Origin of the sequence: Citrobacter sp. Cu096 (assembly GCF_030332285.1) — a bacterium.
Classification (GTDB): Bacteria; Pseudomonadota; Gammaproteobacteria; order Enterobacterales; family Enterobacteriaceae; genus Citrobacter; species Citrobacter meridianamericanus.
Genome location: NZ_JAOWID010000018.1, coordinates 29,653 through 52,197, shown reverse-complemented (window position 1 = coordinate 52,197; position 22,545 = coordinate 29,653). Strand labels below are relative to the sequence as shown.

Genomic DNA, 22,545 nt, shown 5'->3' with positions numbered 1-22,545 from the left:
TAAAATTAACCAATAATATCAAGCGATGTTAATGAAATATCTACACCCAGCGCCCGCGAAAATACCCACTCAGGCTCTCCCTGCTCATTGAACGACTCTTCACCGTTTAACAACAGGTATTCCCACGTATCATCTGTAACCTGCCGCTGGTAGCCCATAGTAAAATTATGTACATCCCATGTGGCATGCTGATGATTTTCCACTTTCTCCAGCATATAAACCGGTTCAATATTCCCCGGCTCTTCATCGTTAAAAAAGCGCTGCCAGCATATTTCCTGCCAGCTCAGCGTCGGCGTACCTATTGCGGACGGGCTAATGGCAGACTGCCAGTGTTTTTTCTGTGAAATCCCGTAACTTTCTTCATAAACAAAAAATTTGATATCGTCGATATCATCAATATCTGAGCCGCCCGTGGTATTGATTTGCAGAAACTCCTCTCCAGACGTGTAGTAGCGGAAAATCTGGCTTCCTCCTCCCAAATCAATATGGCTAACCGCGGCGACGGTGTACTCCTCACCAGGTAATTCGATCAGCAAAGACTCTTCCAGCAGGCGAAACGCCAGCGTATTGAGCGTAAACCCTGCATTCAGATGTAACCCCAACGGCCCGCGTACTGGCGCATCGGCAGCAGCTTTACCAAATAAACGCTGGAAAAAACTCGTCATTATTTTCCCTCTATCTCCAGCCATGCAATCTCTTTCGCCAGAATGCGGCTATTACCTATCAGATGCAGCCACATACCTCCTTTTACCTCTGTCGAAATGACCGGATTTAATTCCATCCCCCGACCATTTTTACAGCTGCTAATCCCCAAAACCGTGGCATCGTGACGAAGCTTCATATAGCGCATGAGGTCGCCATAACGAATTGAAACCACCTCTTCAGGTATTGGCACGGCAAACCCCGTATCACCCAGCATGGGATTCATGATGGATGCGACCGACTGCGAAGACCCTGGGTCCTGAATGGAGCGAGAAAGCTGCTCAGCGGAGAGATTGCGCACAATTTCAATGCGCGGACAATGAACTTCCAGCAATCCTGCGTAACGCTCATCTTCCATATAAGCAACAACATGGCATTGTTCAGGAATGGAATCTACCAGTGAAAGCGCGATGGTAAACGTGAGTTCATCTGTACGAGCAAATATGATCACACTCTGGCAATTGCATAACCCCATGCGAGCATGCTCTTGCGGGTCATTAAAATTACGGATACGAATGAAATCAACCCAGTTATTTCCTGATAAAGGATGCTGAATATCATCTGATTCACACAGGAGCACCCGCTCAAAAGCGCGCCGGGTGTCATACAGCAACAGCGATATCATTTTTTCCGTCTGGTGGCCTCGCCAACCGACCACCAGCATATGGTTACGCAAATGCTGATAATCTCCCATCCCCATCATTCCTTTCGCTAACATCCCTTGCACCAGGCCGATAACCTTTCCCATTAATGCGCCAAATAAACCAACGCTGACAGGAATTTGCCAGATCGCTGTAAAAATCCGACCTGCCGCAGTTTGCGGACTCATGTCACCAAAACCCAACGTAGAGCCGACGACTGAGCAGTAATAAATAAAGTCGCTCAGACGACCAACCAGTACCGCCTCACCAAGTAACCTCAGCACCAGGTAACAAAACAGATACTGCCCTGCGAATAACCCCAGTAATGCAGGCCAGGTCAGTCTTGAAAGGTGCCGTTGGCACGTTTTGATGACCCAGGTGAACAGCATTACTCGCCTTGCTGACGCTGCAGTCGTGCCAGGACATCCTGAGCCGAACTTTTATTGGTCGCCCCAATGCCAGCTTCGGCCAGCTTCTCGTCGAGGTCACGCCCATCGGCAACCTTTTCGAGTTGCGCAGCGGTATCCAGACGAGCCTGACGCTCTGCCTGCCGCGTTTGCAAACGCTTGAGCGACTCTGCGGCTGTAGACACGCTGGAAGACGCGCCCACTGTCGATGTAGTCACCGCCTGTTGGGCGCGCTGCATCGCTTCTGTTGCCTTTACCACCTCAAGCTGCTGTTCGAACTGCGCAATCCGTTGTGAGGTTGCGTTCACCGCTTTCTCAATGCCATCGCGCGACGCCTCAATGTTAGTAAGTACTTGCTCTTCAGCTGAAATCATATTCTCAAGGCGGGCAATCTCTTCCGCAACTTCATTTATCAAAGATGGATCAACGTTTTTACTCAGCGCTTCCATCGCTCGCGTTTCCAGCGTGGATTTACGGTCGCGCAAATCTTTCAGTTTGTCGTTGCTGAGCTTCACACGCGCCAACAGATCAACCGGTGATTTTCCCGCTTTATCCAGTTCACCTTTCGCGTCACGAATATGCTGCTCCAGCATCCGCACACCCTGTGCTTCTTCAATTGATTCTTCCGCTTGCGAAATCATTGACTTGCCGAGGGTGAACAGACTTTTCAAAATTCCCATTAATAACGTTCCTTGTTATTCGTGCGTGTATTCTTCAGTGATTTCAGCCAGATCCAGCGCATTATCGGCTAACGTTTTCATTTCAAGGACAACATCGTCCAGAGATGAATTAAGCGACAGCGCGCCAAACGCAACGTAATATTCATCTCGCTGAACGCGAGAAATTCCCACAGAGGACAGCGGCAGCAGTTTTTGATGACGTAACAAAAAGAGATTGAATTCGTCATGGTGTTGAATATCATTCACCGGACAAATAATAGTTTCAATTATCATCTGGCGGGAAGTAAATAAAACGTTAAGCTGCAGATCGCCATAATCATCCATTTTAACTATTAAGGATTGCTCATCATTATGAGTTTTAATATTTAAATCATGGATATTCTGCAGCGCAGTAGCGAGCATTTGTGGAGTCCACACTATATATCTTCCATATATTGATTATTTAGGAATAAATAAAATGAATGTTATTTTTACTCGCTTATAATACCCGTTTTAGATAAAAAAAAACCATCCTAAATTGGATGGTTTGTCTGAAAATTAAATTTATCCGCGCTGGCGGACTGCTTCAAACAGGCAGATGCCCGTCGCAACTGAAACGTTCAGCGACGAAACGCTACCTGCCATCGGGATGCTGATAAGTTCGTCACAGTGTTCACGGGTCAGACGGCGCATACCTTCACCCTCTGCGCCCATCACCAGCGCCAGACGCCCGGTCATTTTGCTCTGGTAGAGAGTATGGTCGGCTTCACCTGCGGTTCCGACGATCCAGATATTCTCTTCCTGCAGCATACGCATGGTGCGTGCCAGATTAGTTACACGGATCAGCGGTACGCTTTCTGCCGCGCCGCAGGCCACTTTTTTCGCCGTCGCATTCAGCTGCGCAGAACGATCCTTCGGTACGATAACCGCATGCACGCCAGCAGCATCGGCGCTACGCAGACATGCGCCCAGATTATGCGGGTCAGTGACGCCATCAAGGATCAAAAAGAACGGCTGATCGAGTGTAGCAATCAGATCCGGCAGATCGTTCTCCTGGTACTGACGACCCGGCTTCACGCGAGCAATAATGCCCTGATGTACCGCACCCTCACTTTTCTCATCCAGGAACTGGCGGTTAGCCAACTGAATGACAACACCCTGTGCTTCCAGTGCGTGGATCAGCGGCAGCAGGCGTTTATCTTCACGACCTTTGAGAATAAAGACGTCCTGGAAGCGCTCAGGCGCACGTTCCAGCAGAGCCTGCACCGCATGGATGCCGTAAATCATTTCACTCATAAATGTACTCGTTAATTTTTTATGTGTAACGCGGGCAACGCGAAGTTGCCCGACTTACTGTTTATGGCTGTTATTGTGCGACTTTCTTTTTCGACGCACGTTTAGCTTTGGTGGCGGCAGCGATTTTAAGCGTTTTTGCCGATGGCTTTTTCGCTTTTTTGTCGCCTTTCTTTTCAGCCGTTTTCTTATCCGCCTGAGGTTTGGCTCTGCCTTTCTTCTCGCCGCGGAAAGCGCTGTCCGGCTCGAAATTCACCTTTTTGCCCATCTGACGACGTTTACCGGTATTTTTACCTGCATCACCTTTTTTCGCTTTTTCGCGCGCGGTTTTGCCTTCATTGCGCGGTGCACGTTCGCTGGAGATCAAACTGAAGTCGATTTTACGCTCGTCCATATTGACCGCTTCTACACGAACTTCCACCCGATCGCCCAGGCGATACATTTGACCGCTGGATTCACCCGTCAGGCGCTGCCCAACCTGGTCGAAACGATAGTAGTCGTTATCCAGGGAGGAGACATGCACCAGACCGTCGATAAACAACTCATCAAGACGGACAAAGAAGCCAAATCCGGTGACGCTGGCGATCACGCCTTTGAAGACATTCCCTACCTGATCCAGCATGAAGTCGCACTTCAACCAGTCAGAGACATCGCGCGTGGCTTCGTCAGCGCGGCGCTCGGCCATCGAACAGTGCTGACCCAGTTGCAGCATCTCTTCCATCGAATAATGGTAGCCACCCGTTTCCGTGGTGTTGCCCTTATGGCCCTGCTCCTGCGCCAGCAGATACTTAATCGCCCGGTGCAAGGAGAGATCCGGGTAACGACGGATCGGCGAGGTAAAGTGCGCATAAGATTGCAGCGCCAGACCAAAGTGTCCGCGGTTTTCCGGATCGTAAATCGCCTGCTTCATCGAACGCAGCAGCATGGTTTGCAGCATTTCAGCGTCAGGACGGTCAGCAATCGACTCCAGCAGCTCCGCGTAATCTCGTGGCTCCGGTTTGTTGCCACCTGGCAGCTCCAGCCCCAACTCCGCCAGTACGGAACGGAACGAGTTAATCGCTTCGGTCGTCGGCTTATCATGAATACGGAACAGCGCGGGTTCTTTGGCTTTCTCAACGAATCGCGCCGCGGAGATGTTCGCCATGATCATGCACTCTTCAATCAGTTTGTGCGCATCATTACGTTGTGTCTGCTCAATACGCTCAATACGGCGTTCAGCATTGAAGATAAACTTCGCTTCTTCACTTTCAAACGAGATACCGCCACGCTCTTCTCGCGCTTTATCCAGCACTTTGTAGAGGTTGTGCAACTCTTCAATGTGTTTAACCAACGGCGCGTACTGCTCACGCAGTTCCTGGTCCCCCTGCAGCATATGCCAGACCTTGGTGTAGGTCAGACGCGCATGGGAGCTCATGACCGCTTCGTAGAATTTAAAGCCGGTTAAACGGCCTTTCGACGAAATGGTCATTTCGCAGACCATACACAACCTGTCCACCTGCGGGTTGAGAGAACACAATCCGTTAGACAGCACTTCCGGCAGCATCGGAACAACCTGCGACGGGAAGTAGACGGATGTGCCACGGCTGCGGGCTTCCTGGTCCAGCGGAGTCGGCGGGCGAACATAATAGCTTACGTCAGCAATCGCCACCCATAAACGCCAGCCGCCGCCACGTTTCTTTTCGCAGTAAACCGCATCGTCGAAGTCACGCGCATCTTCACCATCGATAGTCACCAGCGGCAGTGAGCGCAGATCGACACGTCCGACTTTCGCTTCTTCCGGCACTTCTTCTTTCAGCCCGGCGACCTGTTTTTCGACCGCCTGCGGCCAGATATACGGGATTTCATGAGTACGCAGAGCCATATCTACGGCCATGCTGGTTCCCATGTTGTCGCCCAGGACTTCAACAATTTTACCCACCGCTTTGGTGCGACGAGTCGGACGCTGGGTCAGTTCAACCACGACCACAAAGCCCATACGCGCCCCCATAATCTCTTCCGGCGGGATCAGGATATCGAAGCTCAGGCGGCTATCGTCAGGGACAACAAACCCAACGCCTGCGTCGGTAAAGTAGCGACCGACAATCTGGCTGGTTTTTGGCACCAGGACGCGCACAATACGCGCTTCGCGACGACCTTTACGATCTGCGCCCAGCGGTTGTGCCAGTACCTGATCGCCATGAATACAGGTTTTCATCTGCTCGCTGGACAGGTACAAGTCATCTTTACGGCCTTCAACGCGCAGAAAGCCGTAGCCATCACGGTGGCCAATAACGGTACCTTTCAGCAGGTCAAGACGTTCCGGCAGCGCATAGCACTGGCGGCGGGTGAAGACCAGTTGTCCGTCACGCTCCATGGCGCGCAGGCGACGACGCAACGCTTCTTGCTGCTCTTCACCTTCAATGTTGAGTTCAGCGGCCAGCTCATCGCGGTTGGCCGGTTTTTCACGTTTAGTTAAATGTTCGAGGATAAATTCCCGGCTCGGGATAGGATTCGCGTATTTTTCTGCTTCGCGTTCCTGGAAAGGATCTTGTGACATTGAGGTTCCTCCATTGTCAGCTCTGGTGAAGATTTTCGTCACTCCACCAGCAATAATTTATAAAGCGGTTGATTTTCTTCAACCAAATCAGCAAGTGTGTAGTTGTCCAGTTCCGTGAGAAAACTTTGCACTGCCTTAGAAAGCGCCTGTTTGAGTCGACAGGCCGGGGTAATATGGCAAAACTCGCTGCTACAATTGACCAACGATAGAGGTTCGAGCTCGCGAACCACATCACCAATACCAATAGCTTTAGCCGGTTTACCCAAGCGGATACCGCCATTTTTTCCACGAATAGCAGTAACAAAGCCCGCCCGGCTAAGTTGATTGATTATTTTGACCATATGATTACGGGACACGCCGTAGACTTCTGTCACCTCAGAAATACTGGTCATACGTCCTTCGGGAAGTGACGCCATGTAGATTAGCGCACGTAATCCGTAATCGGTGAAACTTGTTAACTGCACATCAACCTCAGGAAAAGGGATAAAACGGATAAACCTGGTGGTATTAATTACATTGATGATAAACCAGCCACCAGCCAGGTCGCTAATTTATTTCAATTCAGGAAGGAAAAAAGCGAGGAACTTACGTGAATTTAAGCCGGATTCTAATACAAAGCGCTCCATCCGGCCTAAGATAGTGCAAGCGCAGCGCCATTCGACGCCACGCTATAACCAGAATTATGCGTCGAACGGGTCGCGCAGGATCATGGTTTCGGTACGGTCTGGGCCAGTTGAGATAATATCAATCGGCACACCGGTCAGTTCTTCAATACGCTTGATGTAGTTCAGTGCTGCCTGCGGCAGACCGCTACGTTCCTTCACGCCGAAGGTGGATTCAGACCAGCCCGGCATGGTTTCGTAAATCGGCTCAATACCTTTCCAGTCGTCAGCTGCCAGCGGAGTCGTGGTCACTTCACGACCATCTGGCATACGGTAAGCGACACAGATTTTCACCTCTTTCAAACCGTCCAGTACGTCCAGTTTGGTCAGGCAGAAGCCAGACAGGGAGTTAATCTGTACTGCGCGACGTACAGCAACGGAGTCCAGCCAACCGGTGCGACGACGACGACCGGTGGTCGCGCCATACTCGTTACCTTGTTTGCACAGGAACTCACCAACGTCATCAAACAGCTCAGTCGGGAACGGACCCGCACCGACACGTGTAGAGTAAGCTTTGATGATACCCAGAACGTAATCCACATAACGTGGACCCAGGCCGGAGCCGGTCGCCACACCACCTGCGGTAGTGTTAGAAGACGTTACGTACGGATAGGTACCGTGGTCGATATCCAGCAGCGTACCCTGCGCGCCTTCGAACATGACGAAATCGCCACGCTTACGCGCCTGGTCCAGCAGATCGGAAACATCAACAACCATCGAGGTCAGGATGTCGGCAATCGCCATCACATCATCCAGCACTTTCTGGTAGTCAACCGCTTCAACTTTATAGAAATTCACCAGCTGGAAGTTGTGATATTCCATCACTTCTTTCAGTTTTTCAGCGAAGGTTGCTTTATCAAACAGATCGCCAACGCGCAGACCGCGACGTGCCACTTTGTCTTCATAAGCAGGACCGATACCACGACCGGTAGTACCGATCGCTTTCTCGCCACGCGCTTTCTCACGAGCGTTATCTAACGCCACATGATAATCAAGGATCAGCGGACAAGCTTCAGACAACAGCAGGCGCTCGCGAACCGGGATACCACGATCTTCCAGTCCTTTCATTTCTTTCATCAGCGCGGACGGAGACAGCACAACACCGTTACCGATGATGCTGATGACATTCTCGCGAAGAATACCTGATGGAATAAGATGGAGGACGGTTTTTTCACCGTTGATTACGAGAGTATGGCCTGCGTTGTGACCACCCTGGTAGCGCACAACATATTTAGCCCGTTCAGTCAGAAGATCGACGATCTTCCCTTTACCTTCGTCACCCCATTGGGTGCCCAGTACGACGACGTTGTTACCCATTTTTCAAAATCACCGTTTGCTTAAAAATGGATTCTACCACCGCTTTTTCAGATATACAGCACTTTTTGCATGCGAAAATCCGCAAAATAGGCTACTAATTGATCAGCCAATCGTTTTCCTCAACATGTAGTAGACCACAACGCCCGCAACCACAAGACCTCCACCAAAACGACGTAAAGTATTTTCAGGAAGCTGCGCCATTGCGGAGATCATTTTCTTCCACGCGCCGGGATAAAGCATCGGTCCCAGGCCTTCCAGCACCAGAACCAGTGCGAGCGCCAGCAAAATTGTTGAATTCATCCATCGTCCTTTTATAAAAAGAAAACCACCGCATCCTGGGGATGCCGGTGGTTTTGCTGGTTTTTAAACCGCTGGAACGCTATTAGCGTGTCGCGGTATTCGGCGTCTTCATGTAGCGGAAGAAATCGCTGTCCGGGCTCATGACCATCACGTCCTGATTACCTTCGAAGCTCTTCTCGTACGCACGCAGGCTACGGATGAAGGCGTAGAAGTCAGGATCCTGGCTGAACGCATCGGCAAACAATTTAGCGGCTTCTGCATCGCCCTCACCGCGCATTATGCGGCCCTGGCGCTCAGATTCTGCCAGCGTTTTGGTGACTTCATAGTCTGCCGTCGCGCGCAGTTTTTCCGCTTCTTCCTGACCTTGTGAACGATGGCGACGCGCTACCGCTTCACGCTCAGCGCGCATACGGTTGTAGATAGCCTCGGACACTTCAGCAGGCAGGTTGATTTGCTTAATACGCACGTCAACCACTTCAATCCCCAATGCCGCCATACTGTTCGGGTTGATGACCGGTACTTTACCTTTCGTTTCAGCCTGAACACGCTCAGCCGCTTCGGCAATTGCGCTGTCCGCCGCCGGCGTCGCGACTTCATCTTCCGTGCCAGCAGAACCGGAGTTCAGCGCGTCACGCACTTCCAGGGTCAGACGACCGCGGGAGTCGGTAACGATGTCTTTCACGTCCAGACGACCAATTTCAGAACGCAGACGGTCAGAGAACTTACGTTTCAGCAGGACTTCTGCCTGAGAAACATCGCCACCGCCCGTTGCCAGGTAGTAACGGCTAAAGTCACTGATACGCCACTTAATGTAGGAGTCAACGATCAGGTCTTTCTTCTCTTTGGTGACAAAGCGATCGGCCTGGTTGTCCATGGTCTGAATACGCGCATCCAGCATCTTCACTGATTCAATAAACGGAATCTTGAAGTGCAGGCCTGGTGCAACAACCAGCGGCTTGTTTTCATCGTCACGCAGTACTTTACCAAAGCGCAGAGTAATACCGCGCTCGCCTTCTTTGACCACAAAGACAGACATGAACAGAACTACCAGAACGATGATGATAATCGCAATAACTGACTTACGCATCGTTATTCCCCCTGACGCTGGTAGTCGTTACGCTGCGCATTCGCGCGGCGTTGGTCCATAATATCGCCCTGACTGGTGGACGAAGTATTGCTTGCTCCAGTACTGGAAGTCGCTGCTGGCGGCAGACGCAGCAGGTTTGAACTGCTGTCAGTCTTTGCTGCCGGCGCACTGCCGCCCTTCAGCATTTGATCCAGCGGTAGAACCATCAGATTGCTGCCTTTATCGTTAACCAGGACTTTGCGGGTATTGCTCAACACTTTTTCCATGGTCTCGATATACAGACGCTCGCGGGTAATTTGCGGCGCGGCTTTATATTCCGGCAGAATTTTTGCGAAACGAGCCACTTCACCCTGTGCTTCCAGGATGGTTTGCGTTTTGTAAGCCCGCGCTTCTTCCAGAATACGCTGCGCCTGACCGTTTGCACGCGGCTGCACTTCGTTGGTGTACGCTTCTGCTTCACGAATGTACTGCTGTTCGTTTTCACGTGCTGCGATAGCATCGTCAAACGCGGCTTTTACTTCTTCCGGCGGACGTGCTGCCTGGAAGTTGACGTCCAGCAAGGTGATACCCATGTTGTACGGGCGGATCGTTTCTTCCAGTTCACGCTGGGTATCGCTACGAATAACGGTACGGCCTTCAGTCAGGATACGGTCCATAGTGTATTTACCGATAACACCACGCAGGGCGCTGTCGGTTGCCTGACGCAGGCTGTCATCCGCGCTGGTTACGCTAAACAGGTAACGCTGCGGATCGGTCACACGATACTGCACGTTCATTTCAACGCGTACGACGTTTTCGTCAGAGGTCAGCATGACGCCGGATGCGGCAAGTTCACGCACGGCTTCAACGTTAACCGGGGTCACTTCATCGATAAAGGTCGGTTTCCAGTTCAGACCCGGCTCAACCAAATGGCTGAATTTACCGAAGCGTGTCACCACGCCGCGTTCCGCTTCTTTAATGGTGTAGAAACCGCTGGCCGCCCAGATAATGACGATAGCTGCCGCTGCGATAGCAAAGACCCGACCGCCCAATTGAGGACGCGGGCCTTGCGATGAACTACCGCCGCCAGAACCAGTACCTTTACCGCCACCCAGACCACCGAGCTTTTTGCTCAGTTTGCGGAAGATATCATCCAGATCGGGAGGTCCCTGATCGCGACCACCTTTGTTTCCATTTCCCTCAGAGTTGCCGCCAGGTTTGCTGCTTCCCCACGGGTCGCGGTCTTGTCCGTTATTACCGGGCTGATTCCACGCCATTTTTGTGCTCCATATTTGTTATGCGATGCTATACCTGCGTCTTTTGCGCTGCCGATGCGTTGGCTACGTCCCTCAACTCCAGTCACATAGTTGACTATGCTGCTGGAGATTTCAGGACTTGCCGCCTTCCTGCCGCACAAAATCCACAAGGTATAGAGGCGAAAAAATCTTCAGGCCATATCCGTCAGATCAGACAACATAGTCTTCCAGTGCCGGTTCTTGTTTACAGAGGCGACGCCAGTCTACGATCGGCATACGAACCTGCAGACCTACGCTGCCGTCCTCCTCCATCCACTCTTTTTCTATTGCCTGAAGTTGATAAAACCGGCTTCTCAGACGCCCTTCCTGCGGCGGCAAACGCAACGTATGCTGCGCCACCTCACCGGAAAGTCGCTCAGTCAAAGCCTGAAAAAGCTGTGGTATACCTATTCCCGTTTGCGCTGAAACCCAAACGCGAATCGGTTTATTCTCTTCATCTCTGTCGATACGCGGCTCAAAATCTTCCAGCATATCGATTTTATTCATCACCAGCAGGGTCGGGATCTCGTGAGCATCGATCTCTTCGAGCACCGTGTCGACGGCCTCGATGTTTTCCTGCACACGAAAATCTGCTGCATCAATAACGTGCAGCAGCAATGTCGCCTGACGTGTTTCCTGCAGGGTGGCTTTAAACGCCGCCACCAGGTCGTGCGGTAAATGACGGATAAACCCTACGGTATCCGCCAGCACAGTTTCACCGACGTCCGCTACGTCTATTCGGCGCAGCGTCGGGTCCAGAGTTGCAAACAGCTGATCCGCTGCGTAAACCCGGGCTTCGGTAATCTGGTTGAACAGGGTGGATTTTCCGGCGTTGGTATATCCCACCAGTGATACGGTTGGGACATCCGCTTTCTTGCGCGACTGTCGCCCCTGCTCACGTTGCTTTTCAACTTTTTCCAGGCGCGACTGTATTTGCAAAATGCGATTACGCAGCAAACGACGGTCGGTTTCGAGCTGGGTTTCACCCGGACCGCGCAAACCAATCCCGCCTTTTTGCCTTTCAAGGTGGGTCCAGCCACGGACCAGACGCGTAGCCATATGGCGCAACTGCGCCAGCTCAACCTGCAACTTACCCTCATGGGTGCGCGCACGCTGGGCAAAAATATCTAAAATAAGGCCTGTCCTGTCGATAACAAGACACTGGCACAACTGTTCCAGGTTACGTTCCTGGGCGGGGCTTAGAGCATGATCAAAAATCACCACCGCAGCGCCAGTCGCTTTTACGGCTTCGGCAATTTCGATTGCCTTACCTTCACCAACAAAATACTTCGGGTGCGGTGCTTTACGGCTCCCGGTAATCACCTGCATTGCTTCGACACCGGCGGAAGAAACCAGAGATTCAAACTCCTGGAGGTCTTCCATATCTTTGTCTTGCGAAAAATAGATGTGTACCAGTACCGCCTGCTCACCGGCATCATAACGGTCAAACAAGCGTCAACCCCTTAATATGTATCAACGGGGAACGCAGGATCGCTGGCTCCCCGTGTGTAAAACAGCAGACAACCTTATTCGGTTTCTTCGCTGTCCTGTTGCGCAGATGAACCTTGCGCGTTGCTACCGTGATGGTAGTTGCTGCCAGTGCCGCCGGTGGCATTATTGCTGTGATGAGAAACCGGGCGAGACGGGACAACAGTAGAAATCGCGTGCTTATAAACCATCTGGCTGACCGTGTTTTTCAACAGGATCACGAACTGATCAAAAGACTCGATTTGACCTTGCAGCTTAATACCATTCACCAAATAAATAGAAACTGGAACACGTTCCCGACGCAGTGCGTTCAGGAACGGATCTTGTAAAGATTGCCCCTTAGCCATTCTCTCTTTTCCTTATATGCTTATTTGTACTTTGAACCTTTCGATTCTGAAAAATTGCGCACGATACGTTTCAATTGTACACATTCAGTTCGCGATAGCACCAACAACCTGTAATACTTCGTTTCGCGCCTGGTCAGGCTTTTCACTGTCAAGCCAATGCACGCCTTCCCAACCACGCAACCAGGTTATCTGTCGCTTCGCCAACTGCCTCGTGGCGCAAACACCTCTATAAACCATTTCATCGTATGAAATTTCGCCTTCAATGTATGACCACATCTGGCGATACCCTACACAACGAATGGAAGGCAAATCCGTATGCAAATCTCCTCGGGCAAAAAGCGCCCGGACTTCTGCTTCAAAACCTGAAGCTAACATCTGATGAAAACGCTGCTCAATTCGCTGATGGAGCAGTTCACGGCTCGCCGGGGCGATTGCAAACTGATGCACCTGATACGGCAAAGCATCTCCTGACGTTTGCGTCAGCTCCGTTAAAGTTTTACCCGAAATGAAAAAAACTTCCAGTGCCCGGGAAAGTCTTTGCGGATCATTTGGATGAATACGCGCCGCTGCCACTGGATCGATTTCCTGAAGCTGTCGGTGCAACGCGTCCCACCCAAGCTCTGCAGCCTGCTGCTCAATTCTGGCCCTGACTTCCGGGTCCGCCGACGGTAACGGCGACAGCCCTTCAAGCAAGGCTTTAAAATATAACATTGTACCGCCCACCAGCAGCGGGATACGCCCCGCAGCGGTAATATCGGCCATCTCGGCTAACGCATCGCGGCGAAAATCCGCCGCAGAATATGCTTGCGACGGATCGCGAATATCCAGCAATCGGTGCGGCGCAGCCTGTAATTCATCTGCATCAGGCTTGGCTGTGCCGATATCCATCCCTTTGTAAATAAGGGCGGAATCAACGCTTATCAACTCTATGGGTAAAACTTTACGCAATTCAATTGCCAGTGCCGTTTTACCAGAGGCCGTTGGCCCCATCAAAAAAATCGCCTTTGGCAGGCTCGCCTTACGGGTATCACTCATGTTTCAGGGCATTCATTACCGAATGTAAATCAACGGGTTGTAACAGACCACCCGGCGGCGCCTTCACGAGTTGTGGGCAAAGCCGCTCAACATCCGCTAACAGCGTAATCGCCTGAGCCATGCTCCACTGAGGATGCTCGCTCATCAGGTTACGTGCAATCCACTGTGCAATATTGCCCGGTTCGAATACGGACTGCTGCGCCAGGTAGCCTATCAGTTCAGGAATCAAGATTTGTAAATTTTGTTGGCGTAAGGGTAAAGGCACCGCCCGGATGGTCACATGCTGTGCATCCAGTTGAAATTCAATGCCCAGCTCAGCCAGTTGGCCCTGCCCTTTTTGCAGCGCCGCTTTTTCATCGGCGGTGACTTTTAAACGTAAAGGGATCAGCAACGGCTGGGCGCAAACGGTCCCCTGGTCTGGCGTTAACTGCGCCTGACGCAGCCAACGTTCCGCCACCGGTAATGCCAGCAACCGAATATGACCATCGCATTCGAGTAACGCGCAGTCTGCGCCGACAATCGTTAGCACCCGTCCAAAGCCCTGAGCGCTGCCGGTCAGCGGTGCCGATGGTGTTTCAGAGACCGGCGTTTTACGCGGCGGAGCCGGCGTCTGCAGCAGTTGCTGATAAATTTCACCCTGCTGCTTTTGATATCCAGGTTGGGCATGAGGCCAGCTAGCCGCCTGACGGCCTGCGCCACCAGCGGACGCGGAGTAACGCGGTGTCGCAGGTTCACGCACGGGAGCCGGTTCGGCAAAATGGTTACGTCCGGCGGCAACGCGGTTTTCAGGAATGTGCCTTGGGGCGGGTTCATCGTCATCAGCCAACGGCAGCGACGTTTCAAGCTGCTGTTGCAGAACACTCAACACGCCCTGATAAATAAAATCGTGCACCAGGCGGGACTGATGAAAACGGACCTCATGTTTGGCCGGATGTACGTTAACATCCACCTGATGCGGGTCGATTTCCAGATACAACACAAAAGCGGGTTGCTGATCGGCTCCCAGCTTATCTTCACAGGCCTGACGAATAGCATGGTTGATCAGCCGATCGCGCATCATCCGGCCATTCACATAGCAGTACTGGATTTCCGCCAGCGCTGCCGTTGTGTGGTTAGGATCGGCCACCCAGCCGCGCAACGTTAAATCGCCATGCTGCCATTCAATCGCCAGCGCATGTTCCAGAAACGGCGTGCCGCAAATCGCGCCCAGTCGGCGCTCTTTCTGTCCATCAGCAGCCACTGCACGGTACTGGCGTACCACTTTACCGTTGTGTGACAAATTAATCGTCACATCAAAACGTGCCAGGGCAATGCGACGAATAATCTCATCAATATGATTAAATTCGGTTTTTTCGGTACGCATAAACTTGCGCCGCGCCGGGGTGTTGTAGAACAGATCTAACACCTCCAGTGTGGTTCCCACTGGATGCGCAGCAGGTTTTACCGTCACATCCATGTCGCGCCCTTCAGCATAGGCTTGCCAGGCCTCAGGCTGCTCTTGTGTGCGCGACGTCAGGGTTAAACGAGAGACGGAGCTGATACTGGCCAGCGCTTCGCCGCGAAATCCGAGGCTCACGATGGCCTCGAGATCGTCAAGCGAGGCAATTTTACTGGTGGCATGGCGCGCCAGCGCTAACGCCAACTCGTCTTTTTTAATCCCGCAGCCGTTGTCACGAATACGGATAAGCTTCGCACCACCGCGCTCTATATCAATATCAATGCGCGTCGCACCAGCATCAATGCTGTTTTCCACCAGCTCTTTCACCACTGACGCAGGCCGTTCTACCACCTCGCCTGCGGCAATCTGGTTCGCCAGCTGTGGCGGTAGAACCTGAATCGGCATGGCTAATCCTTAATTTGTTAACGTGTTACCAGGCGATACAGCACTGGCGGTTTGCGCCTGTGCGCCCTGCGGCCCAGTTTGCATTGGGTGCGCCTGGAAATAGTTACGCAATCCTTTGTAAATCGCCTCGGCCAGCTGCTGCTGATAATCATCACTCGCCAACAGACGCTCTTCGCTGTTGTTACTGATAAAGCCGGTTTCAACCAGCACTGACGGGATATCAGGCGAACGTAATACCCCCAGACTGGCATGTTCAGGACGACGCTTATGCATCGAGCCAATACGTTCTAACTGGCCGATCATGCTGGTCGCCACATCATACCCGACACGTTGCGAATGGCCGAATTGCAGATCCAGCACGGCCTGACTGAGATAAGGATCGGACTGACTGTTTGCCAGCACATCGCCCGCGCCGCCCAAAAGCTCTGATTGCTTCTCATGCTGTTCCAGCCAGCCGGCCATCTCGCTGTTTGCCCGACGGTTTGACAGAACCCAAACGGAAGCGCCGGTGGCATCCCGGTTTGGCGCGGCATCCGCATGAATAGAGACCAGGAAATTGGCATTTTGTTTACGCGCGACGTCTGAACGCCCCATCACCGAGATAAAGTAATCGCCATCACGGGTGAGTACGCCTTTAAACATCGGGTCATCATTGAGCAAACTACGCAGTTTGCGCGCCACGGCAATCGTGACGTTTTTCTCACGCGTACCGCCAGGGCCAATCGCCCCCGGATCCTGCCCGCCGTGTCCGGCATCAATGGCAATAACCACTTTATCACCGCTGCTGGTGCTGGCGCGCGCCGCAGGTCGTGTGGAGGTATTACTGTTGGTCACCATCGTGGTGCGATCGTTTTCCGCTTTAAACGGGTTACGCGCAGGTTCGGCAGGACGAGGGGCGACAACCGGCGTTTCAACACGCTTAGCAACCACTGGAGGTGGAGGCGGCGGCGCATCTGCTTTGATGGTAAACACAACGGTATAATTGCCACCGTTCTGACGTTTAACGGCTTCAGCTTTGCCGTTCTCGGTTAAATCCACTACCAGGCGCAGAGACTGCGCATCTTTTGGCGTGCCGGAACGGATAGATTTCACCAGATTATTGCCGCTAAACAGCAGTGGTAAACCCTGAATCACACCAGTTTGTTTAATATCAAACGCGACGGTGCGTTTCCCGTCCTGGGTCACGGCGTATTCAGGATCGCCAATAAAGCTCAGCGTGATCCGCGCCTGTTGATCGCCATTGGAAACCTGAAGATCGGAGAGACTGGCGGCCCCTGCCTGCGTGCACAGCAGGACCAGGGTTGCCATCAGCCAGTTTCTGATGCAATAAATCATCCCGCCACCCTTAAGGTTATTCGGCTAAACGCGCCAGCAATAATTCACCCGATGAGGAGACTGCGCTTACGCGCGCCTCTCGACCTTGCGCCTGATATTCAATGTGTATTTCGACGTCCGGGTCTGGCAACACACCTTTACCTTGTTGCGGCCATTCCACCAGGCAGATGGCATCATTGGCAAAATAATCGCGGATCCCCATAAATTCCAGCTCCTCCGGGTCCGCAAGTCGGTACAGATCGAAGTGATATACCATCAAGTTATCGAGTGAATAGGGTTCAACCAGCGTGTAGGTGGGGCTTTTTACATTACCTTTGTGGCCTAACGCCTGCAGGAATCCCCGGCTGAAAGTGGTTTTACCCGCCCCCAGATCGCCGTACAAATATATAACCGTCGCGCCGTCACAGGCTTTGGCTACCCGCAGTCCCAGGTCTAAAGTCGCCTGCTCATCAGGTAGTGGAATTACTCGATTCATCATGATAAACGTCAATCACATCAGGGTTAACAATACGCTGTAGCGTGGTAAAGAGATCTGTCGCCAGCATGCCGCGCGTACCAAAACGCGCCGCCAGCACATCCGCCGCCGCTCCGTGCGCAACACATCCCGCACATGCTGCATCATACGGGGTAAGCTTCTGTCCGAGCAATGCGCCAATAATACCGGAAAGCACATCACCCATTCCGCCGCTGGCCATCCCTGCATTGCCAGTATCAATAATACCTAACTCAGCTTGTTCAGCAGCAACAACCGTACCCGCGCCTTTCAGCACAACCACGCCTCCGTACCGTTTTACCAGACGTTGCGCACAAAGTAAGCGATCGTCTTCAATTTCTGCAATGGAACAGCCCAGCAGCCGCGCGGCTTCGCCAGGATGCGGCGTGATCACGCGATTGTGACGTTTATCGGGGTTGATTGCCAGCAGGTTCAGCGCATCCGCATCCCAGAGTATCGGTTTGCGAAAATTCTCTACTTTTTGCAGCGCTTTTTTGCCCCACTCCTGCTGACCAAGCCCTGGTCCGATCACTACAACATCCGCCCATGCCAGGCTCTCTTCCAGAGTCTGCGGCGTCAGCGCATCGACCATCAGTTCCGGTCTGGCAGTCAGAACAGGCGCAATGTTCTCACTGCGCGTCAACACTTTGACCAGCCCGGCTCCCGCACGCAACGCCGCTTCACCGGCCATACGTATTGCGCCTGCCGTACCGTGGTCACCGCCAATAATCACCAGCCGACCGTGGGAACCTTTGTGTGAGGTGGGCCGACGTGGCTTTAGCCAGTGCGCAAGCTGTTGAGCATCAAAACGTTGCAGCGGCGCGTTCTGCCCCGCCAGCCAGTCGTCCAGCCCAAGAGCATTAACATGCAGACGTCCGGTGACATCGCGTGCTTTACCGGTGAGCAAACCTGGCTTGAGCGCCATAAAGGTAACGGTGTGCGCAGCGTGGATGACCGCACCCGGCGTCGCCCCCGTTTGCGCCAGCAGGCCGGATGGAATGTCGATTGCAATTGTAGGGGCTGGGTGGCTATTGGCACGTTCGATCAACGCCGGGAGAGGTTCACGCGGCGCGTTTTTTAAGCCAGTACCTGACAGCGCATCAATAATGACGTCCACGCTGTCTGGCCAGTTAATATCAGCAGCATGAATCACGCCACCAGCGTTAAGCCAGGCGTCGTGCGCCTGCTGTGCTTCCTCGGGGAGCGGTTTATCACTCTCGTGCGCCAGCAACGTAACATTAAAACCCTGCGCTTTGGCAAGCCTTGCCACCACGTAACCATCACCGCCGTTGTTGCCGTGACCGCAGAGCACCAGCCAGTGTTGGGCATTCGGATATGCCTTGCGTGTGACCTGAAACGCCGCCTCTCCCGCTCGTTGCATCAGCTCATACAACGTCAGCCCTAAACTGTCTGCTGCCTCTCGCTCCATCCGCCTGATGTCATCGGCGTGCCAGATGGAGTGTGGTATACTTGTGGGGTTTTTCTTCATTGTATGGTCCGTCATGTCAGAGCCCCTCGATCTCAATCAGTTAGCGCATAATATTAAGCAGTGGGGGCTGGAGCTTGGCTTTCAGCAGGTCGGTATTGCCGATACCGACCTCAGCGAAGCGGAACCCAAACTGCAGGCCTGGCTGGATAAACAATACCACGGCGAGATGGACTGGATGGCCCGTCACGGCATGATGCGCGCCCGACCTCACGAATTGTTACCCGGTACTCTACGCGTCATCAGCGTACGTATGAACTATCTTCCTGCTAATGCAGCCTTTGCCGGCACGTTGAAAAATCCCTCACTCGGTTATGTCAGCCGTTACGCGCTTGGACGCGACTACCATAAGCTACTGCGTAACCGCTTAAAAAAGCTGGGGGAGAAGATCCAACAGCACTGCGCTTCGCTGAATTTTAGACCTTTTGTCGATTCCGCGCCCATTCTTGAGCGTCCTTTGGCGGAAAAAGCCGGGCTTGGCTGGACAGGTAAGCACTCACTTATCCTCAATCGTGAAGCAGGTTCATTTTTCTTCCTCGGGGAATTACTGATCGACGTGCCCCTGCCGGTCGATGAGCCAGTCGAAGAAGGCTGCGGGAAGTGCGTTGCCTGTATGACCATCTGCCCAACCGGGGCCATCGTTGAACCCTATACGGTAGATGCGCGCCGCTGTATCTCGTATCTCACTATCGAACTGGAAGGCGCGATCCCGGAAGAATTTCGTCCTCTGCTGGGGAATCGAATTTATGGCTGCGATGATTGTCAGCTCATCTGCCCGTGGAACCGCTATTCGCAGTTGACGACAGAGGATGACTTCTCTCCCCGCAAGCAACTTCATGCCCCGGAGTTAATTGAACTGTTTAGCTGGAGCGAAGCGTGGTTTTTAAAAGTCACGGAAGGTTCTGCCATTCGCCGTATTGGCCACCTGCGCTGGCTGCGAAATATCGCCGTTGCGTTGGGTAATGCCCCATGGGATGAAGCGGTTATTCACGCGCTGGAAAGTCGAAGAAGTGAGCACCCACTTCTCGACGAACACATAGACTGGGCGATTGCTCAGCAAATTGAGAAGCGGAATGCCAGCGTAGTTGAGGTGCAGTTACCGAAGAAACTACGTTTGGTCAGGGTCATTGAAAAGGGTCTGCCGCGCGACGCATAAGTCATCCACAGCTTGTGTATAAAAATAAAAACACATTGATATTCAAGAGGGAAAAAATCGTCAAGTGATCGCATTAACAATTTGAAATGATAATTAATTCAATAATTTCAGATGGTTAAAATGATACTATTCACCCAGCGAAGTTTTTTGTATTCGAGGAACAATACCTGGACCTGTGGATAAGTCTGTTTACAAGAGTATGTCAATGACGAAACAAAACGCCCCCAACGCGATTAGTCGTTGTGGATATTTTTATTGGGGTAAGAATTTGGAGCGGGAAACGAGACTCGAACTCGCGACCCCGACCTTGGCAAGGTCGTGCTCTACCAACTGAGCTATTCCCGCTTGGGTGGTCTGTGCTTTATAAGCACTTTCAAATTTTGGAGCGGGAAACGAGACTCGAACTCGCGACCCCGACCTTGGCAAGGTCGTGCTCTACCAACTGAGCTATTCCCGCTTGGGTGGTCTGTGCTTTATAAGCACTTTCAAATTTTGGAGCGGGAAACGAGACTCGAACTCGCGACCCCGACCTTGGCAAGGTCGTGCTCTACCAACTGAGCTATTCCCGCAAATTTGTTGCTGTCGTAATTCGCATTTCTGCGTCGTTACGGGAGGCGCATTATACGAGAAATCCGTTTAGCTGCAACCCCCCTGAATACGTTTTTTTCGAAAATCCGTTCAAGTGATTACTTTACAATCAAGCTGAACAATTTAGCGTCAAAAACCCGGTGACGCAAGCCACCGGAGAACAAAATCAGAGCTTAATAAAATGTTCGCGATAGTAAGCAAGCTCGGCAACCGATTCACGAATATCGTCCATAGCCTGATGTGTACCCTGCTTGGTGAAGCCAGCCAGAATTTCCGGCTTCCAGCGACGCGCCAGCTCTTTGAGCGTGCTGACGTCCAGATAGCGATAATGGAAATACGCCTCCAGCTCCGGCATGTATTTAAACAGGAAACGACGATCCTGACCGATGCTGTTGCCGCAGATAGGTGATTTTCCTTCTGGAACCCACTCTTTCAAAAACGCCAGGGTGGCCAATTCGGCTTCACGATCTCCCATGGTGCTTGCCTTCACGCGATCCACCAACCCGCTACCGGTATGTGTACGTACGTTCCAGTCATCCATTAACGCCAGTTGTTCGTCGGATTGGTGCACCGCAATTGTCGGTCCTTCAGCCAGAATATTCAGGTCGGCATCCGTCACCAGCGTGGCGATCTCAATAATGCGATCGCGCTCGGGATCCAGGCCTGTCATCTCCAGATCGATCCAAATCAGGTTGTTTTCATTGGCACTCATGCTATTTTCCACCCTTCAGCGTCACATTCAGTGTGACTATATTCGTCTAAAATTGCGTGTATCATAAATGTTTTGCCCATCATGGGCGACCAGGAGCCAGTCCGATTGAGTAAGAATAAACTCTCCAAAGGCCAACAGCGCCGAGTGAATGCCAATCACCAGCGTCGTCTTAAAACGTCCACGGAGAAGCCAGACTACGACGACAACCTGTTTGGCGAAACCGCCGAAGGCATCGTTATCAGCCGTTTTGGCATGCATGCCGACGTGGAATCCGCTGACGGCGAGATTCACCGCTGCAATATCCGCCGTACAATTCGCTCGCTGGTTACCGGCGATCGCGTCGTCTGGCGCCCAGGTAAAGCGGCAGCAGAAGGTGTGAATGTCAAAGGCATCGTTGAGGCGGTACACGAGCGTACCTCAGTACTGACACGTCCCGATTTTTACGACGGGGTGAAACCCATTGCCGCCAACATCAACCAGATCGTTATTGTCTCAGCCATTTTACCCGAGCTGTCACTCAATATTATCGACCGGTATCTTGTAGCCTGTGAAACACTACACGTTGAACCAATTATCGTACTGAATAAGATCGATCTGCTGGATAGCGAAGGCATGGCCTTTGTTAACGAACAGATGGATATCTATCGCCACATTGGCTATCGCGTGTTGATGGTATCAAGCCGCACTAAAGACGGTCTGAAACCACTTGAAGAAGCATTAACCGATCGCATCAGCATTTTTGCCGGTCAGTCGGGCGTAGGGAAATCCAGCCTGCTTAATAACCTTCTCGGGCTGCAGGAAGAGATCCTGACCAACGATGTCTCCGACAACTCCGGCCTTGGACAGCATACCACCACGGCCTCTCGTCTGTATCATTTCCCGCATGGCGGTGACGTGATCGACTCCCCTGGCGTTCGTGAGTTCGGGTTGTGGCATCTGGAGCCGGAACAAATCACGCAGGGCTTTGTCGAATTCCATGACTACCTGGGCCACTGCAAATACCGCGACTGCAAGCATGATACCGATCCAGGCTGCGCTATCCGTGAGGCTGTAGAAAAAGGGGCCATAGCCGAAACTCGGTTTGAAAATTATCACCGCATCCTGGAAAGCATGGCGCAGGTAAAAACGCGTAAAAACTTTTCTGATACAGACAACTGACAACTAAGCTAAGCATCGCTAGAATC

Annotated in this window: 21 protein-coding genes and 3 tRNA genes; 2 read left to right on the top strand and 22 right to left on the bottom strand. The window is 52.3% G+C overall.

What is annotated here, in order from left to right:
* Positions 1-5: 5 nt before the first annotated feature.
* The 18 genes from OGX99_RS01635 to nnr all read right to left on the bottom strand — a co-directional run bounded on the left by OGX99_RS01635 (position 6) and on the right by nnr (position 18,923).
* Positions 6-689 (bottom strand): YjfK family protein, encoded by a 684-nt coding sequence (locus OGX99_RS01635; RefSeq protein ID WP_210904352.1) that lies wholly within the window; start codon positions 687-689, stop codon positions 6-8.
* Positions 665-1,732 (bottom strand): potassium channel family protein, encoded by a 1,068-nt coding sequence (locus OGX99_RS01630; RefSeq protein WP_151217351.1) that lies wholly within the window; start codon positions 1,730-1,732, stop codon positions 665-667. Before OGX99_RS01630 ends, OGX99_RS01635 begins: the two co-directional genes overlap by 25 nt.
* Complete coding sequence (locus OGX99_RS01625) at positions 1,732-2,430, bottom strand: PspA/IM30 family protein (RefSeq protein ID WP_286542393.1); 699 nt, start codon at positions 2,428-2,430, stop codon at positions 1,732-1,734. The genes OGX99_RS01630 and OGX99_RS01625 overlap by 1 nt, the downstream gene beginning before the upstream one ends.
* A 15-nt stretch (positions 2,431-2,445) precedes the next feature.
* On the bottom strand, positions 2,446-2,850 hold the full coding sequence (locus OGX99_RS01620) for a YjfI family protein (protein WP_151217349.1): 405 nt from the start codon (positions 2,848-2,850) through the stop codon (positions 2,446-2,448).
* Between the two features lie 123 nt (positions 2,851-2,973).
* A complete protein-coding gene (rlmB, locus tag OGX99_RS01615; protein WP_003830482.1) occupies positions 2,974-3,705 on the bottom strand; it encodes a 23S rRNA (guanosine(2251)-2'-O)-methyltransferase RlmB in 732 nt (243 codons plus the stop codon).
* 70 nt (positions 3,706-3,775) lie between these two features.
* Entirely contained in the window at positions 3,776-6,238 is a 2,463-nt protein-coding gene (rnr, locus tag OGX99_RS01610) for a ribonuclease R (protein WP_210904351.1), read from the bottom strand.
* A 38-nt stretch (positions 6,239-6,276) separates the two neighbouring features.
* Positions 6,277-6,702 carry a nitric oxide-sensing transcriptional repressor NsrR gene (nsrR, locus tag OGX99_RS01605; RefSeq protein WP_005134424.1) on the bottom strand — a complete coding sequence of 142 codons (426 nt, stop codon included), beginning with the start codon at positions 6,700-6,702 and terminating at the stop codon, positions 6,277-6,279.
* 216 nt (positions 6,703-6,918) lie between these two features.
* Positions 6,919-8,217, bottom strand: coding sequence for an adenylosuccinate synthase (gene purA / locus OGX99_RS01600; protein WP_003025606.1), 1,299 nt, complete (start codon positions 8,215-8,217; stop codon positions 6,919-6,921).
* A gap of 102 nt (positions 8,218-8,319) precedes the next feature.
* On the bottom strand, positions 8,320-8,517 hold the full coding sequence (locus OGX99_RS01595) for a DUF2065 domain-containing protein (RefSeq protein ID WP_006686310.1): 198 nt from the start codon (positions 8,515-8,517) through the stop codon (positions 8,320-8,322).
* An 82-nt stretch (positions 8,518-8,599) separates the two neighbouring features.
* Positions 8,600-9,604, bottom strand: a complete 1,005-nt coding sequence (hflC, locus tag OGX99_RS01590; RefSeq protein WP_151217347.1) for a protease modulator HflC — start codon at positions 9,602-9,604, stop codon at positions 8,600-8,602.
* Positions 9,605-9,606: 2 nt separating this feature from the next.
* Entirely contained in the window at positions 9,607-10,860 is a 1,254-nt protein-coding gene (hflK, locus tag OGX99_RS01585; RefSeq protein WP_151217345.1) for an FtsH protease activity modulator HflK, read from the bottom strand.
* Between the two features lie 189 nt (positions 10,861-11,049).
* A complete protein-coding gene (hflX, locus tag OGX99_RS01580) occupies positions 11,050-12,330 on the bottom strand; it encodes a ribosome rescue GTPase HflX (RefSeq protein WP_151217343.1) in 1,281 nt (426 codons plus the stop codon).
* A 74-nt stretch (positions 12,331-12,404) separates the two neighbouring features.
* The gene (gene hfq / locus OGX99_RS01575; protein WP_003025584.1) at positions 12,405-12,713 is read right to left on the bottom strand and encodes an RNA chaperone Hfq; all 309 of its coding nucleotides are present in this window, start codon (positions 12,711-12,713) and stop codon (positions 12,405-12,407) included.
* 84 nt (positions 12,714-12,797) lie between these two features.
* Positions 12,798-13,748 carry a tRNA (adenosine(37)-N6)-dimethylallyltransferase MiaA gene (gene miaA, locus OGX99_RS01570; RefSeq protein WP_151217341.1) on the bottom strand — a complete coding sequence of 317 codons (951 nt, stop codon included), beginning with the start codon at positions 13,746-13,748 and terminating at the stop codon, positions 12,798-12,800.
* Complete coding sequence (mutL, locus tag OGX99_RS01565) at positions 13,741-15,591, bottom strand: DNA mismatch repair endonuclease MutL (RefSeq protein WP_187253600.1); 1,851 nt, start codon at positions 15,589-15,591, stop codon at positions 13,741-13,743. Before mutL ends, miaA begins: the two co-directional genes overlap by 8 nt.
* 9 nt (positions 15,592-15,600) lie before the next feature.
* Positions 15,601-16,926 carry an N-acetylmuramoyl-L-alanine amidase AmiB gene (amiB, locus tag OGX99_RS01560; RefSeq protein ID WP_286542389.1) on the bottom strand — a complete coding sequence of 442 codons (1,326 nt, stop codon included), beginning with the start codon at positions 16,924-16,926 and terminating at the stop codon, positions 15,601-15,603.
* Between the two features lie 16 nt (positions 16,927-16,942).
* On the bottom strand, positions 16,943-17,404 hold the full coding sequence (gene tsaE, locus OGX99_RS01555; RefSeq protein WP_003025570.1) for a tRNA (adenosine(37)-N6)-threonylcarbamoyltransferase complex ATPase subunit type 1 TsaE: 462 nt from the start codon (positions 17,402-17,404) through the stop codon (positions 16,943-16,945).
* Positions 17,376-18,923: a bifunctional ADP-dependent NAD(P)H-hydrate dehydratase/NAD(P)H-hydrate epimerase gene (nnr, locus tag OGX99_RS01550; protein ID WP_286542386.1), complete on the bottom strand. Its 1,548-nt coding sequence runs from the start codon at positions 18,921-18,923 to the stop codon at positions 17,376-17,378. Before nnr ends, tsaE begins: the two co-directional genes overlap by 29 nt.
* Here nnr and queG point away from each other — a divergent pair.
* Positions 18,922-20,061 carry a tRNA epoxyqueuosine(34) reductase QueG gene (gene queG, locus OGX99_RS01545; protein ID WP_286542384.1) on the top strand — a complete coding sequence of 380 codons (1,140 nt, stop codon included), beginning with the start codon at positions 18,922-18,924 and terminating at the stop codon, positions 20,059-20,061. The two genes, nnr and queG, sit on opposite strands and share 2 nt — an antisense overlap.
* Positions 20,062-20,330: 269 nt before the next feature.
* Here the strand turns inward: queG and OGX99_RS01540 are convergent.
* The 4 genes from OGX99_RS01540 to orn form a co-directional block, all read right to left on the bottom strand.
* Positions 20,331-20,406 (bottom strand) — tRNA-Gly (locus OGX99_RS01540).
* Between the two features lie 36 nt (positions 20,407-20,442).
* Positions 20,443-20,518, bottom strand: a tRNA-Gly gene (locus OGX99_RS01535).
* A 36-nt stretch (positions 20,519-20,554) separates the two neighbouring features.
* Positions 20,555-20,630, bottom strand: a tRNA-Gly gene (locus OGX99_RS01530).
* A 185-nt stretch (positions 20,631-20,815) separates the two neighbouring features.
* Positions 20,816-21,361, bottom strand: coding sequence for an oligoribonuclease (orn, locus tag OGX99_RS01525; protein WP_151217332.1), 546 nt, complete (start codon positions 21,359-21,361; stop codon positions 20,816-20,818).
* A gap of 105 nt (positions 21,362-21,466) precedes the next feature.
* Between orn and rsgA the strand changes: the two genes are divergently transcribed.
* Complete coding sequence (gene rsgA, locus OGX99_RS01520; RefSeq protein WP_187253597.1) at positions 21,467-22,519, top strand: small ribosomal subunit biogenesis GTPase RsgA; 1,053 nt, start codon at positions 21,467-21,469, stop codon at positions 22,517-22,519.
* Positions 22,520-22,545: the final 26 nt, after the last annotated feature.

Coding starts and splice junctions, on each gene's coding strand:
- miaA (WP_151217341.1), bottom strand. CDS start 13,748: ATGAGTGATACCCGTAAGGCGAGCCTGCCAAAGGCGATTTTTTTGATG.
- OGX99_RS01635 (WP_210904352.1), bottom strand. CDS start 689: ATGGCTGGAGATAGAGGGAAAATAATGACGAGTTTTTTCCAGCGTTTA.
- rnr (WP_210904351.1), bottom strand. CDS start 6,238: ATGTCACAAGATCCTTTCCAGGAACGCGAAGCAGAAAAATACGCGAAT.
- purA (WP_003025606.1), bottom strand. CDS start 8,217: ATGGGTAACAACGTCGTCGTACTGGGCACCCAATGGGGTGACGAAGGT.
- hfq (WP_003025584.1), bottom strand. CDS start 12,713: ATGGCTAAGGGGCAATCTTTACAAGATCCGTTCCTGAACGCACTGCGT.
- OGX99_RS01625 (WP_286542393.1), bottom strand. CDS start 2,430: ATGGGAATTTTGAAAAGTCTGTTCACCCTCGGCAAGTCAATGATTTCG.
- hflK (WP_151217345.1), bottom strand. CDS start 10,860: ATGGCGTGGAATCAGCCCGGTAATAACGGACAAGACCGCGACCCGTGG.
- tsaE (WP_003025570.1), bottom strand. CDS start 17,404: ATGATGAATCGAGTAATTCCACTACCTGATGAGCAGGCGACTTTAGAC.
- amiB (WP_286542389.1), bottom strand. CDS start 16,926: ATGATTTATTGCATCAGAAACTGGCTGATGGCAACCCTGGTCCTGCTG.
- OGX99_RS01595 (WP_006686310.1), bottom strand. CDS start 8,517: ATGAATTCAACAATTTTGCTGGCGCTCGCACTGGTTCTGGTGCTGGAA.
- nnr (WP_286542386.1), bottom strand. CDS start 18,923: ATGACGGACCATACAATGAAGAAAAACCCCACAAGTATACCACACTCC.
- hflC (WP_151217347.1), bottom strand. CDS start 9,604: ATGCGTAAGTCAGTTATTGCGATTATCATCATCGTTCTGGTAGTTCTG.
- queG (WP_286542384.1), top strand. CDS start 18,922: ATGTCAGAGCCCCTCGATCTCAATCAGTTAGCGCATAATATTAAGCAG.
- orn (WP_151217332.1), bottom strand. CDS start 21,361: ATGAGTGCCAATGAAAACAACCTGATTTGGATCGATCTGGAGATGACA.
- mutL (WP_187253600.1), bottom strand. CDS start 15,591: ATGCCGATTCAGGTTCTACCGCCACAGCTGGCGAACCAGATTGCCGCA.
- OGX99_RS01630 (WP_151217351.1), bottom strand. CDS start 1,732: ATGCTGTTCACCTGGGTCATCAAAACGTGCCAACGGCACCTTTCAAGA.
- rlmB (WP_003830482.1), bottom strand. CDS start 3,705: ATGAGTGAAATGATTTACGGCATCCATGCGGTGCAGGCTCTGCTGGAA.